The 12,513-nt window shown below is 64.5% G+C and carries 11 protein-coding genes and 3 pseudogenes; 8 read left to right on the forward strand and 6 right to left on the reverse strand.

The genetic code is table 11. From position 1 onward, the window contains the following. The 6 genes from AB1281_RS01995 to AB1281_RS02020 form a co-directional block, all read left to right on the forward strand. On the forward strand, positions 1 to 281 hold a 281-nt coding region (locus tag AB1281_RS01995; protein WP_430344943.1), incomplete at its 5' end, for a hypothetical protein. Between the two features lie 5 nt (positions 282 to 286). Then, entirely contained in the window at positions 287 to 739 is a 453-nt protein-coding gene (locus AB1281_RS02000; RefSeq protein WP_430344944.1) for a fimbrial protein, read from the forward strand. An 83-nt stretch (positions 740 to 822) separates the two neighbouring features. Next, entirely contained in the window at positions 823 to 1,335 is a 513-nt protein-coding gene (locus tag AB1281_RS02005; RefSeq protein WP_430344945.1) for a fimbria/pilus periplasmic chaperone, read from the forward strand. A gap of 367 nt (positions 1,336 to 1,702) precedes the next feature. Then, positions 1,703 to 2,692 carry a fimbrial protein gene (locus tag AB1281_RS02010; protein ID WP_430344946.1) on the forward strand — a complete coding sequence of 330 codons (990 nt, stop codon included), beginning with the start codon at positions 1,703 to 1,705 and terminating at the stop codon, positions 2,690 to 2,692. Between the two features lie 149 nt (positions 2,693 to 2,841). Further along, positions 2,842 to 3,432, forward strand: a complete 591-nt coding sequence (locus tag AB1281_RS02015) for an outer membrane beta-barrel protein (protein WP_430344947.1) — start codon at positions 2,842 to 2,844, stop codon at positions 3,430 to 3,432. Between the two features lie 500 nt (positions 3,433 to 3,932). Beyond that, entirely contained in the window at positions 3,933 to 4,298 is a 366-nt protein-coding gene (locus tag AB1281_RS02020; RefSeq protein ID WP_430344948.1) for a hypothetical protein, read from the forward strand. Between the two features lie 99 nt (positions 4,299 to 4,397). On the opposite strand, the gene AB1281_RS02025 is transcribed toward AB1281_RS02020, so the two are convergent. From AB1281_RS02025 to AB1281_RS02050, 6 genes and pseudogenes are all read right to left on the reverse strand, one after another. Continuing rightward, a complete protein-coding gene (locus AB1281_RS02025; RefSeq protein ID WP_430344949.1) occupies positions 4,398 to 5,264 on the reverse strand; it encodes a hypothetical protein in 867 nt (288 codons plus the stop codon). A gap of 95 nt (positions 5,265 to 5,359) precedes the next feature. Then, on the reverse strand, positions 5,360 to 5,848 hold the full coding sequence (locus AB1281_RS02030; protein WP_430344950.1) for an ATP-binding cassette domain-containing protein: 489 nt from the start codon (positions 5,846 to 5,848) through the stop codon (positions 5,360 to 5,362). Next, complete coding sequence (locus AB1281_RS02035) at positions 5,790 to 7,526, reverse strand: peptidase domain-containing ABC transporter (RefSeq protein ID WP_430344951.1); 1,737 nt, start codon at positions 7,524 to 7,526, stop codon at positions 5,790 to 5,792. The genes AB1281_RS02030 and AB1281_RS02035 overlap by 59 nt, the downstream gene beginning before the upstream one ends. After that, positions 7,523 to 8,767, reverse strand: coding sequence for an HlyD family secretion protein (locus tag AB1281_RS02040; RefSeq protein WP_430344952.1), 1,245 nt, complete (start codon positions 8,765 to 8,767; stop codon positions 7,523 to 7,525). The genes AB1281_RS02035 and AB1281_RS02040 overlap by 4 nt, the downstream gene beginning before the upstream one ends. Positions 8,768 to 8,830: 63 nt before the next feature. Then, on the reverse strand, positions 8,831 to 8,968 hold the full coding sequence (locus AB1281_RS02045) for a hypothetical protein (protein ID WP_430344953.1): 138 nt from the start codon (positions 8,966 to 8,968) through the stop codon (positions 8,831 to 8,833). Positions 8,969 to 9,234: 266 nt separating this feature from the next. After that, a pseudogene (locus AB1281_RS02050) lies at positions 9,235 to 11,431 on the reverse strand (TonB-dependent receptor). 240 nt (positions 11,432 to 11,671) lie between these two features. On the opposite strand from AB1281_RS02050, the pseudogene AB1281_RS02055 reads away from it, so the two are divergent. Both AB1281_RS02055 and AB1281_RS02060 read left to right on the forward strand, forming a co-directional pair. After that, a pseudogene (locus tag AB1281_RS02055) lies at positions 11,672 to 12,255 on the forward strand (TetR/AcrR family transcriptional regulator). After that, positions 12,240 to 12,513 (forward strand): annotated as a pseudogene (locus AB1281_RS02060) (DNA glycosylase AlkZ-like family protein); the annotation flags it as partial. The pseudogenes AB1281_RS02055 and AB1281_RS02060, both read left to right, overlap by 16 nt.

Genomic DNA, 12,513 nt, shown 5'->3' on the forward strand with positions numbered 1-12,513 from the left:
GCACCTACAGCGTCTATCTCACGGGTGTTCCTGGCGTGGGTGTCATCTTCGGCGTCGAGCCAACAACGGATTCCACGTATCGCGCTTATCATGAGATCCGCACCGGTGTGCCCAAGAGGCAGAGCGGAATGAGCGGCACGGCCGGCGACAACGATTATCTGGATCAAACGCTCTTCTTCAGGTTCGTCAAGATCGGCGATACGGTGCCTGGAACGTATGCAACAACAGCAATGTCCGTATTCGATTACTCCATCATCAACTCAACACGGGGGCGACAGTGAAGACGGTGGACGCGAAGTTCCAGTCACTGTCTGTGATCGTGGATCATCGTCCGCTGTGCCACGTGCAGTCCAAGACCGTGCACATGGGGGTGGCCTACATCGACGAACTCAGCCGGGTGGATGCGACCGGCCGCGAGGTGGACTTCACCGTGGAGATGAACTGTGAAGTTGACGCGGGTCGTGTGGACTACTATCTGGAAGAGATCAGCCCCGCACTGGATCGCAGGCGAGGCATCATATCCACCGAAGGCGAGGCAGTAGGCTTTGGCTTGCAGCTGCTTGATGCGGCCACGCGTCCAATAGAGATCGGGAAGGCCTATCCGTTCGGTTCCAGTGAGGGGGCCGGGGTACGCAGCCTGGGCTTCAAGGCACGCTACATCCGCACAGAGAAAGAAGATGGCCTGCTGCAGGCTGGCCGGGCGGACGCACAGATCCGCTATCGGGTCGATTATCCTTGAGCCCGTCCGGCGGCATGCCGAGGCCCTGGCAGGCCCGTTCATGATGACCATTGGGTGATCCGAAACTGACTGGAGTGTCACTGATGCAGGTTCTTGAGAGAGGAGTGACCCTGCTCTGCGCCCCTGGAGGCGTTCTGCGGCAGGTCTGCGTTGTATTGCTCAGCCTGCTGTTGGGGGCGGCTCTTCCGGCCCAGGCGCAGGTGAGCATTCCCGGTACGCGCGTGGTGTTCCCCGCGGAAAGGGCCGAGGTGGTGGTGCCTGTAAAGAACCGGGGCGAAACCCCGGTGCTTGTGCAGGCCTGGGTTGCCGACGGCGACGCTGACCAGCCGCCCGAGGAATCGAAGGCACCTTTTGTGCTGGCGCCGCCCATGATCAGGCTGGATGCAGGCCGGGACGCGTTCGTTCGTGTACGCCAAGTCAGCGCCGCCGCGCCTTCCGATCGCCGCGAGCATCTCTATTGGCTGAACATTCTTGCGATTCCACCGCGCGCGAAGAGCGGCGAAAACAACCTGGAGCTGGCGGTCCGCAGCCGCTACAAGGTTCTGTTTCGTCCGGCGGCATTGCCACCACCACGGTTGATCGCATGGAAGGAGTGACAGTTTCCAAGCGCAATGACGGCGGCAACGCATTCCTGGTCTTCACAAACCGCACGGCCTATCACTTGAATCTTGGAAGGGTGGCCATTGTCCAGGGTGATGCGAAATCGAGCTCGACAACCCTTTTGCGCCTCCATTTGGCGAGGGCGGTAATCGCGCTGCCGCCCACTACCGCGGGCAGCACGATGGAGGTGCGTTTCAGCTGGTTGGACGATGAAGGCAGGCTGCATCCGGTCACCTGGAGGCCTGGAGCGGGACTTCAGCAGTAAGGTCGGGCTTGCTGCCCTTGCAGGGACGTGGGAGAGTGCGGTCATATTCCGCAGAGAGCCGGGGAAGCACAGATGCACGATATCGACAAGGTCGCTGCGTGCATTTCCACGGGACGCTCCTGGCGATCGTCCTGCTGGCCTCCCCCTGGCTCGCGCGAGGCGCCTGTTTCCGCGATGCGTATGGCTATTCCGAGTTCCAGGCCGCGTCCGGCGTCCGGCTTGCGGTAAGGGGAGTACCTGTCGGCGACGCGCTGTCCCCCTGGCTGGACACGGGCCGAATCTACTCGCCTGTCTCTGATCTTGTCTGCAACTCTGCACCCGATGATATCGAGTTCGGCCTGGAGGGCGCTGCCGGGCCTGTCTCCACGTACACCGAAGCCGGGATCAGCTATGGCGTCTATGCCACCAATGCAGCCGGCGTCGGTGTCGTGGTGCGGGCCAGTCCAATTTCCCACTCGGGCAAGGGCGGGGGCTTCAGCGCCGCGCATCGCCAGATCCTCATCAGTGGTACTGGAGTCACTGGCAATCTTCTGACAGTGGTCCAGCTCAAGTTCATCCGGACCGGCGAGACCGTTGCGGGTGGGGAGCTGCGGCGCTTCCAGATCGGGCGCTTCTACGCGCGGCATAGTGGCATCCAGTTTGCCTATAAGCCTGCATACATCGCTGCAGTGGCGTTCGACGTAATGGATGAACCCTCTTGCCGTGTGATCACCAGAATGGTCTCCATGGGGTACGTCACGCGTGATCGCTTTGCCGGGCCTGGAACTGTGCTGGACGCTGTTCCCTATTCGGTGGACCTCGACTGTGAGGCGGGAGTGGGGCAGGTGGACTATCAGATCAGTCCCGGCTCGCCGGTGGTCGACGAGAAGCTGGGAATCGCCGAGGTGACGGGTGGTGCTTCAGGAGTGGGCATCCAGTTCCTGGACGACAAGGAGTCTCCATTGGCGTTCTACCGGAACCATGAGTTTGGGGATATGAGCACGGGAAGGAGCAGCCGACTGTTCCATGCGCGTTATCGGCAGGTGGGTCCGGAGGTCACGGCCGGCGGGGCAAATGCAAGCCTGACGTTCGTGTTCAGCTACCCGTAGTAACTGCATGGCCCCAAATGATCTGTATTGCTCCACTGAATGATGGTGGAAGTTGCATGGATGATTGTTGATCTTTTGTCGTTGTCCTATATCGCCGGCGTTGGTTGCGGAGGAGCCTGAGGCTTCCACCAACGCAGGAAACCGGCTCCATGTTCAACAAGAAGACAGCTGCTCCCCTTCTCGCTGCACTGGCATTCGCTGCGGCCCCCATTGCCAGCCAAGCCGCAGACCGCGAAGGTATCTACGCCTTCGGCGGCATCGGTGCCACCGGCATCGAGGGCGAGCTTTCCACGAAAGAGAAATCCACCAAGCAGAACGACACGGTCTCCAGCCTTCAATTGGGTGCCGGGTATCGCTGGAACCGGCACCTGGCGGTGGAGGTTGAGGCGCATTCGACGATGGGTAAGGCAGATCTGCTCGAACTCGGCCGGGCAAGCAGCTACGGAGTGAGAGGTTCGTTGCTGGGCATCCTGCCGCTGGGCAACCGCTTCGAGCTGGTGGGCAAGGTGTATGTGGGCAACGAGCGCGGCCACTGGCGCGGGGGCAGCGCGAACCCGTACCGGGTCAAGACGAGTGAAGCCCGCCTGGGTCTGGGGCTTGGCGCGCGCTATTGGTTCAATGACGCCATGGCCGTGAGGCTGGATGCGGACGCGTTGAGCGACAGCAGCTTCCGTGTAGGCGCCAACCGTGGCGAACTGGACGTCAGTTCGATCACCTTGGGCCTTCAGTACCAGTTCTAGGGCGAAGGTGGTTGGTGACGTGCCGTGGTTGAACCGGCATGCTGTCGTGGCTGGCATGCTCTGCCCAGACGGATTGCGCCCGTTCGGGAACGGTGGATGGGCCCGGTGTCAACGGCGGGGAGGCGGTGTTGAACGCTGAAAACATGGCGTGTTCGCCGATTCGGCTGTGTGCGACAATGCCGCCCGCTGCATGATGTCTCTGTCTGTGCTGCTGCGGCGCTTGGTGTTTGTCGCGCAACTGTGTACATGATGGGGTGCCGCCGAATAAGGGCGGCCGGGTGTGGAAACCCGTTTGGTCGAGTGATGTAAGCGCTTGCCAGCCGGCGTCGCCTTGTGTGGCGCCGGCTGGCAAGCCGTTCGCGTTCCATGGCGGGCGGTGCGTGGGGTGTGCGCAAGCACATCCACCGGTCACGATTACTCGACCACCGGTTTCCACACACGCACCGTCCGCCGCCATTGTTAAGTGCGGCGGTCCCGTATGCCTTGCACGGAGACCTACCATGAACGCAACGGATATCCCCCAGCTGCGCGCCCAGTATGCCCCGGCCAATGCCGACGAAGGCGAGGCCGCAAAGCCTGATCCCAATAGCTTGATTGCCCTGCTGCACCAGATTGGCCTGGGTGCGGCGGCCGATGGGCAGCCTTGGCCGGAACGCCATCAACTGCCGGGCCGATGCTTGGCGCTGGCCGATGCCGACGGGGCATTGGCCGGCCTGCGAATAGTTCAGGAGATTCTGCTGGCGGCCGAGCGCGCCCGGCAGAATGGCGGCCCGGAGCATTACGTGGGCGACCGGGTGATGGAGGGCTTGAAGCTGGCCGCGTTGGCGTTGACCAACCAGGCCATTTATCGCCTGCACCCGGAATGAGATGGAAGGCCGAGGTTCAGTAGATCCACGCCATGCGTGGATGCCTTCGGCGGATCAACATGGAGGCAGCCAGGCATGGCCTGGCTCTACCGTTGGATATCAGGTATCCAATGGCCGCGCGTCTTTGTACACGCGCAGGTAGCTATCGAGCCGATCCAGCAGGAACCAGTTGGCCGGGTCGCTCTGGATATGTGCACTGGCGGCGTCCAACAGTGCCTGCGTACTGCCAGGTTGCTTCAGGTCTTCTGCATGATGCAGCAGCGTCAGCTGCCCGCCACTATCGGGCTCCATCAACGCGCCGGCCAGCAGTACGGGGCTTCCGGCCGTGGCAGCCAGTTGCAGCGGTGCCAACGCCATGTGGGCGTCGCGCCCCAGCAACCGGCAGCGCACGGGATCAGCGAAGCGCTGCTGGCCAATCGCCGCGGGCATGTCGATGAAGGCGATCACGGTTGTTCCGCTGCGTAGGCGGCGCAGCATCGTCAGTGCCAGATTCGGGGTGGCGGGATGGACGACCTCGATGGAATGCCCGAACTGCTCCAGGCTCTTCAGCGCCCGGTGCATGGGGTCGCCCTCGGTGCAAAGGGCGGGGACCAGGAAGCGGGTAGGGCGGTCGTGCAGCTCCACTACGCGGGCAACGGCCAGCCGGTATTCGCCGGTATGCAGCAGCGCGATCATCCTGGCGGGTGAGCTGGCCCGCCATAGCTGCTGGGGATCGCTCACCGTCATTGCATGGATGCGCTGGCGCCATGCCGAAGGATCGCGGATTTCGTAGCGGCGGAACCGCGCGTTGCGTAGCAGCTCCAGCGCAACATGACGGGCCGCTTCGGCGCGGGCAGCTGCTGGGGTTGCTCCCAACGCCTGCAGATGACATTCGGCGGCACGGGAGCGGGTGGAGCCCAGGGTGGGCAGGCCACGCAGGCCCCACTGTGCGAGGCAGTTGATCAGCCGATCCTGCCGGTCGCTCAACGTGCCGGCCGCTGCGGCGGTGCCATGCCAGAGCAGCTGAGCGCCTAGAAGGCCTACGATCTGCCGCAGTTGCCAGGCAGCAGATCCGGCTGCGCTCATGCCGTGCTCCCGCAGGCGAGCTCTGCGGCCAACGGATGCAATTTGCCGCCGCGCATCGCAAAGCGACGATCACAGGCGGCAACCAGGGCAGCGTCATGGCTGGCGACCAGGCAGGTCACCCGCAGGTTAACCAGCGCCTGGATGACCGTATCGCGTGCGTCGGCATCAAGGTGGGCGGTGGGTTCGTCCAGGATCAGCAGGTCCGGTTGCAGGTACAGGGCGCGGGCGATCAACAGGCGCTGGCGCTGGCCGCTGGACAGCTCCACCCCGCCGAAGCCGAGCTGGGTGCTGTAGCCGCTGGGCAGGGCCAATGCGGCCTCCTTCAGGCCGGCCTGTTCCAGCGCCGCCTGCAGGCGATGCTCGTCCCGCACCGGGCAGTCGGCATAGATGTTGTCCATCAGGGTGGTTGGCATGATTTCATCACGGTCACCCACCAGGGCAATGCGGCGGCGGAACTGGTCCAGCCCGAAGCGTTGCAGTGGCACGACCGTTGACCAGCACCTGGCCGCTGTCCAGCGTGTGGAAGCCCGCCACGACTTTCAACAGCGTGCTCTTGCCACAGCCGGAAGGACCGGAGATAACGGTCTTGCTGCCAGCCGGAATCTCCAGCTCCAGCTCGCTGAAGGTGGGCGTGTCGAAGCTGCCATAGCGGTGTTCTGCATGGGCCACGCACAGGTCGCGCACCGGCTCGTCACCTGCTGCCGCGCTGGAGCGGTACACCGCGTCGCTGGGCAGCTCGGGCAGTTCGTCGACGATATCCGAGGTGCGTGCCAGCTCCACCTTGGCGATGCGCAGGCCGGCGTAGCGCTCCATCATGCGCTGGGTGCAGCCCATGAACATGTCCTTGTAGAGCACGAACGAGAACAGATCGCCGATGCTGTTGTCGCCTTCCAGCACAGCCAACGCACCCAGCGCGCTGATCACCAGCGAGTTGGCGTGGGAGATGGCTTCATGGGCGGTGCCACTCATTGCCTGGATACGGTCCACGCGTGCGCGCGTTCGCTGCACCTCGGCCTGCTGATTGGCCCACTCGGCCAGACGAACACCTTCCTGGCCGCGCAGCTTGACCGTCTCGATGGCGGTGATTGCCCGCAACAGCGTGTGATTACGTGCGGTTTCCGCGTCGATGGATTGCTGCTGGGCCTTGGCCATGGCCGGCAGGCTGATGGCGCGCAGGCCAAAGAACAGCAGGCTCAGGCCCACCGCAACACCGGCCAGCTTGACGTTGATCAGGCCGATCAGCACCAGGAACACCACGGCGAACAGGCCGTCGATGGCGATATCGAACCAGCCCCGCGTATAGGCGGTGAAGGCGAGGTCGGTGGATTCCAGCCGGCGCAGGATGTCCACCGGCCGCCGCCGCTCGAAGTAGCGGGTGGGCAGGCGCAGCAAGCGTGCGGCCAGGCCAACCGATAGATCGGTGTTCACCGAGACGCGCAGCTGCTCATCCACCAGCGTGCGCAGCCATGAGGCCGCCACGCTGACCGCGAACAACAGGCCGAAGATGTAGAGCAACAGGTACAGCAGGTCCTTGTCATTCTTGACAACGACCTCGTCGATCACCAGCGAGAACAGCTTGGGTGAGGCGATCGCGACCAGTTGCACCAGAATGGCCAGCGCGGCCAGCATGCCCAGATGGTGCAGCAGGCGCGGGTTGGTGGACAGCACGCTCTGCATCGACAGCGGGGAGGGCGTTCCACGTGCGGGCTCGACCTGGAACGTGGCAGTGGGAATCAGTTCCAGCGCAGCGCCGCTGAACAGGCTCATGGCCTCGGCCCACCGGTAGTGGCGGCGGCCAACGGCGGGGTCGATGATGTCCAGGCCACGAGAGCTGACCCTTTCCACCACTACAAAGTGGCGCTGCTCCCAGAACAGAATTGCGGGCAGGCGCAGTTCGCGGACATCCTGCAGCGACAGCTGCAACGGCCGACCGGCAAAGCCAAGCTCTTCGCCCACGCGCAGCGCCTGGAACAGCGACATGCCATCGCGCGAGACCCGGTAGCGCTGGCGCAGCTGCTGCAGGCTGACATGCTTGCCATGGTGCGCGGCGATCATCGCCAGGCAGGCCAGGCCGCATTCCGAGACCTCGCCCTGCAGTACCGGCGTGATGTGTTGGCGGCCCAGCAGGCGGCTGAGGAAGGAGGGGGTAGCGATGCGGGTCATGGTTGCTCGGCCGGCAGAAGGACGTCCCCGCTGTTGCGGGTCCAGCCACGGATGACAGGGAGGAAGAGCCATTCGAGCAGGTTGACGTCCTGCAACCGGACCGAGCCCTGCAGGTCCATGCCGTCCTTCAACCACTCGCGGCGGATGCGCACGATGGGCGCGTCCAGATCGAGCGCCACATCGGCGAGGAAGGTAGAGGCGTCCTGTTGGTCGGGCAGGCCTGGAATGGCCAGTGTCCCGGAGGTCAGGCGCAGCACCTTGCCCGGTACCAGGCCGTAGCGTTCATAAGGAAATGCATCGATGCGGACATTGACGGTGTCCCCCTCGCGAATGAGGCCGGCAGTGCGTTGCGGCAGGCGTAGGCGCGCCAGATGCGGGCCCGCTTCCTGCCCGGTGCGGATCAGGGCCAGCGGCTGGCCCGTGGTGAGGTTGTCGCCGGCGGCGTGTGCCAGCATGTCGACCACGCCAGCGGTGGGAGCGAACACGGTATAGCCGCGCTCGCGCTGCTGCGCGTGGATGCGGTCCTGCACGTCGGCCTGCTGCAGCGAAAGCGCGTTGAGGCGCGAAGTCAGATCTTCCTCGGCGCGTTTGCGGTCCAGCTGCAGCTGGGTCTGGCGCTGGCGCCCAGCCAGCAGCGACGCCTGCATGTTGGCGTGCTCGGCCCGCAGCTGCTGCTTGCGGGCGATGGCGTCTTCCAACTCCAGCTGGGTGACGTAGCGCTGCTCGGCCAGCTTCTCGTAGCGCTGGTGGGCAGATTCAGCCAACTGCATGCGTGCATCGATGGCTTCTACAGCCGCAGCAATGGCGCGCAGTTCCTGTTCCACCTGCTGCAGCTGTTGCTGGATGCTGCGCAGGCGCAGCTGGTGGATCTCCCGTGCCTGCAGCGCTTCCTGCTGCACACCTGTCTGGACGCTTTTCAGCGTTTGCAAGCCAAGCGCGCCTACACTCTGGCCACGTTCGGTGATCGAGTCCTGCTCGGGAATCGTGACGTGCGCGATGGGTTGGCCAGCGACCACCGGGTCACCGACCTGCACCAGCAGCTGGTCCAGCACACCTGGGCGCTCAATGCCGATACGGGTGATGTTACCCAGGGCGATATGGCCACGGACCTCCTCGGTGCGCGCGTAGCGTCCGTGCAGCAGAATGGCCAGTGCTGTGACTGCTACGGCAACCGTGGCCCAGGCCAGCACAAAGGTAGACAGGCCGCCACGCGGCAGCACCTGCCCGAGTTTCTCGATCATCGTGTGTACTCATGCAGAGCGAGGCGGCAGAGCCGCCTCGCAGGTGGTGCGGATATCAGGCGATCAGCACCACTTCCACGGACGCCATTCCCACTTGATCAGGGCAACGGCGCCGTAGATGGCCAGGCCACCACAGAAGATCACTGCAACGCCACCCCCACCACGGACGGACTGGGCCTGTGCTTCAGACAGGGTCTGCATGTTGTTTCTCTCTCAGCAAAACGTCGGTTCGACGGCGCGAAGAGCGTCGATGAATGCGCGCATGCCAACAATCTGACAAGTACGAATGGGCGAAGATCACACCGGAGTTTTTGTAGAGTCGAGCCATGCTCGACTCATCGGGGCAATCGGAGTCGAGCATGGCTCGACTCTACAGGTCTCGGTAATTCCATACCGTACGTGGCGAGTAAGGCGAGCCGAGCATGGCAGTGGTTCTACAGTAGATCCACGCCATGCGTGGATGCCTTTCAGAAATCCATCGTGGCCGACAACAACACCGTTCTCGGTGCACCCAGTGCCAGGCTGGAAAGCAACGGCATGCCCCAATACGCCTTGTTGGTCACGTTGTTCACGCTGGCGCGCAGGGCGAGCGGTCGCCCGGCCATCGTGGTGCTGTAACGCGCACCCACATCGAACAATGTGCGTCCCGGCACCGACAGGCGATTGTCGGCACTGATGTACTGCTTCGACATCGCGGTGGCATTGCCGGTCAGGGTCAAGCCTTCCAGTGCGGGCACATCCCATTCCACGCCCAGCTTCGCCTGGCGCTGCGCAACGGCGGTAGCAATGCGGCCTTCATTCACGCCACCCGCTGTGCGGGTCAGCTTCGGCTGCACGTAGGCCACGCCACCCAGCAGGCGTACGCCGTCCAGCGGTGAGCCGAAGAAGCCCCATTCCACGCCACGGTTACGCTGCTCACCACCGAACGAGAAGATATTCGTGACCGGGTCGGTGTAGCTGCTCGGGCGCTTGATCTCGTACACGCTGAAGGTGTGCGCGAAGCTGCCCAGGTCCAGTTTCAGGCCCAGCTCCTTCTGCTTGGTGCGGAACGGTGCGAACACATCGCCGGCGTTGGCAGCGGTCATCGGCGCGGTGGCGCCCTGGCTGAGGCTTCGATGTAGTTGGTGTAGACCGAAAGCTTATCGGTGGCCTTCACCAGCAGGGCGGCCGCCGGGGTGGTGGCGCTCTCGTCGTAGCGCGAGGTGCGCGCACCCGTGGCCACGTTGAAGGTCTCGCTGACCACCTGCTGGCGCCGCACGCCCAGTGTCAGCTGCACGCGGTCATCGGCGAAGGACAGGGTATCGGCGAAGCCGACGCTGTCCAGCCGCAGCTCGGTGTGCGAGATATGCGGCGCGATGAACGGCGCAGCCGGACCCCACACCGGGTTGTACAGGTTGGTGGTCCAGTCCCAGCCCGGCACGCTGCGGCGGCCGTAGTCGTTCTGCGTGTGCTGGTAGTGGGTCACGTTGGCGGCCCACTGATGGCTCACGCTGCCGGTACGGAAGCTGCCGCGAAGCCCGGCGTCACCGGTCTGCTTCTTGATGTCGAACGCCAGCTGGCCCATCACCGTGGTGAAGTCACCGGCCGGATTGAGAATCTGCGCACTGATCGAACCGTTGTAGCGGTAGTCGGTCTTGCTGGTGCCATAGGCCAGGTAGGCCATCAGGTGCTCGTTGATGTCCAGCTCGCCACGCAGCATCGCGCCCTTGTCCTGGCTGTCCACGTAGGCCCAGTCCGGGTTGATCAAGGTGTCGCTACGCGGCGGTCGCGGAATCGCCACGCCCGGTGCCAGGCCGACACCGCGCGCCGGGCCGTCGACGCGGTCGTCGGCGTTGTGCAGATCGGCGGAGAGGCGGGCGCGCTCGCCGCGCCAATCCAGCGCCAGCGAGCCCAGCTGCACCTTCTTGCTCTGCTTGCCGACCGCACCGTCGCCATCACGATACGCGCCATTGAAGCGGATGCCGAACTGCTTGTCGGTACCCAGGCGGCGGCCCCACATCCACATGGGTGCCGAACTGCGCATCGGAGGCGAAGTTGGCGCTGACCCGCAGCAACGGCTGCTCGCCGGCACGCTTGGGCACCAGGTTGACGCTGCCACCGACCGAGCCGCCCGGCGGCATGCCGTTGAGCAGGGCGGACGGGCCCTTCAAGACCTCGATGCGCTCGAACATTTCCGGCGAGGTGCGGTAGTACGGGCGCCATGCCGCTGAGGCCGTTGAACGTGGTGTCGCTGGTGCTGGAAGCGAAGCCGCGGATGGCGTAGTTCTCGCTCCAGGAACCGGTGACGCCGTTGCTGAACACCGTGGGGTCGGTGGCGGCGATGACGTCGGTGAGGTCCTTGGCCTGGCGGTCGCGGATGAAGGACTCGGTGTAGCTGACCGTACTGAAGGGCGTGTCCATGAAGTCCTTGTCGCCGAGCAGGCCGACCCGGCCACCCGAGGCCACCTGGCCGCCGGCATAGTCGCCGGTCACCCGGCGCTGTTCCTGCACCTGTACGGAGGGCAGGGTGGACGGCGCGGAGTCGGCCAGCGCGGCAAACGAGGCCAGCAGCCCCAGCGCCAGGGTCGACACCCGGTAGCGCTGGGCCATCGGCGGATGCATCTGCACGCGGATCGCGGCGGCCGCTGCACGCTGCAGCGGGGAGGAGAGGTCGTACACGGTCATGCCAGGTTCCTGTGAATCGCAGGTGCGAACGCGCCTGGCGCGCTGCCGACGGCAAGCACGGGGGGAGGGCGCAGCGCAGGGTTGTCGGCTGGGTGGGGACCTGGCGGGAAGTGAGCCATGGGCTCGATTGCGGACGGCGGCGGGGTTGCGAACCACACGCATTCCGAATTAGTTGAGTAAATTAAACTAAACCATATGAAGCGGACAAGAGGGTCCCTTTGCTGGCACCCTCGCTACGGTATGAACATGCACTCTGAGATCCCGGCGTCGGCCCGTGGCCGTCCGCCCACCATCACCCCCGATCGCCTGGCCGACATCGGCATCAAGCTGGGCCTGCCGAACCTGACCATGCCAACGTGGCCGCCGAACTGGCAGTGACCCAGGCCGCGCTCTACAAGCGCGTGGCCAACCCTGGAGGCCTTGAAGCGGCTGGTGGCCGATACGGTGTTCCAGCGCTGGCAGATTCCGCGCGCCTCGGCCGATGCGCCGGGTGGGCTGCAGGCGTACCTGCTGGGGTTCGTGGATTCGCTGTGCGAGGTGGTGAAAGCACACCCCGGCTGCCGCCGTATCTGCTGCGCCGTTCGGTGGCGACCGCGCCGATGCTGGACAAGATTGCCTCACACCAGGCGCATGTGGCCGAGGTGTTCGGCCTGCCGCTGGACAAGGCACGCTGGCTACTGGCCACGATCGCGTTCTACTGCATTGCCGGCGCGGACACGGTCTACGGAATTGCCGACGACGAAGAGGGCCAGGTGATCACCGAGTTCAAGCAGGGCATGCGTGCGCTGGTGATCGGTTCGCTGGAGGTATTGGAACTTCGGTAGATCCACGCCATGCGTGGATGCCGTTGTACGGTTCGCCACGGCCCCATCCACGCATGGCGTGGATCTACAATGCGGCCATGCCTGCCACGCCCACCCTCGATGATCTGCGCCGCCACGCGGTGACGCGCACGCTGTTCAAACCCACCACGCTGCTGACCCGCGATCCGGCGCCTGGGCTTCGTGCAGGCCGACCCGATCCGCGCACCGGCACGCGCACAGGACCTGACCCTGCGCCATCGGGTGAAGGACTACCGCGCC

This window comes from Stenotrophomonas sp. NRRL B-14846 (genome assembly GCF_050473585.1).
GTDB lineage: Bacteria > Pseudomonadota > Gammaproteobacteria > Xanthomonadales > Xanthomonadaceae > Stenotrophomonas.

Coding starts and splice junctions, on each gene's coding strand:
- AB1281_RS02020 (WP_430344948.1), top strand. CDS start 3,933: ATGAACGCAACGGATATCCCCCAGCTGCGCGCCCAGTATGCCCCGGCC.
- AB1281_RS02005 (WP_430344945.1), top strand. CDS start 823: ATGCAGGTTCTTGAGAGAGGAGTGACCCTGCTCTGCGCCCCTGGAGGC.
- AB1281_RS02045 (WP_430344953.1), bottom strand. CDS start 8,968: ATGCAGACCCTGTCTGAAGCACAGGCCCAGTCCGTCCGTGGTGGGGGT.
- AB1281_RS02040 (WP_430344952.1), bottom strand. CDS start 8,767: ATGATCGAGAAACTCGGGCAGGTGCTGCCGCGTGGCGGCCTGTCTACC.
- AB1281_RS02015 (WP_430344947.1), top strand. CDS start 2,842: ATGTTCAACAAGAAGACAGCTGCTCCCCTTCTCGCTGCACTGGCATTC.
- AB1281_RS02035 (WP_430344951.1), bottom strand. CDS start 7,526: ATGACCCGCATCGCTACCCCCTCCTTCCTCAGCCGCCTGCTGGGCCGC.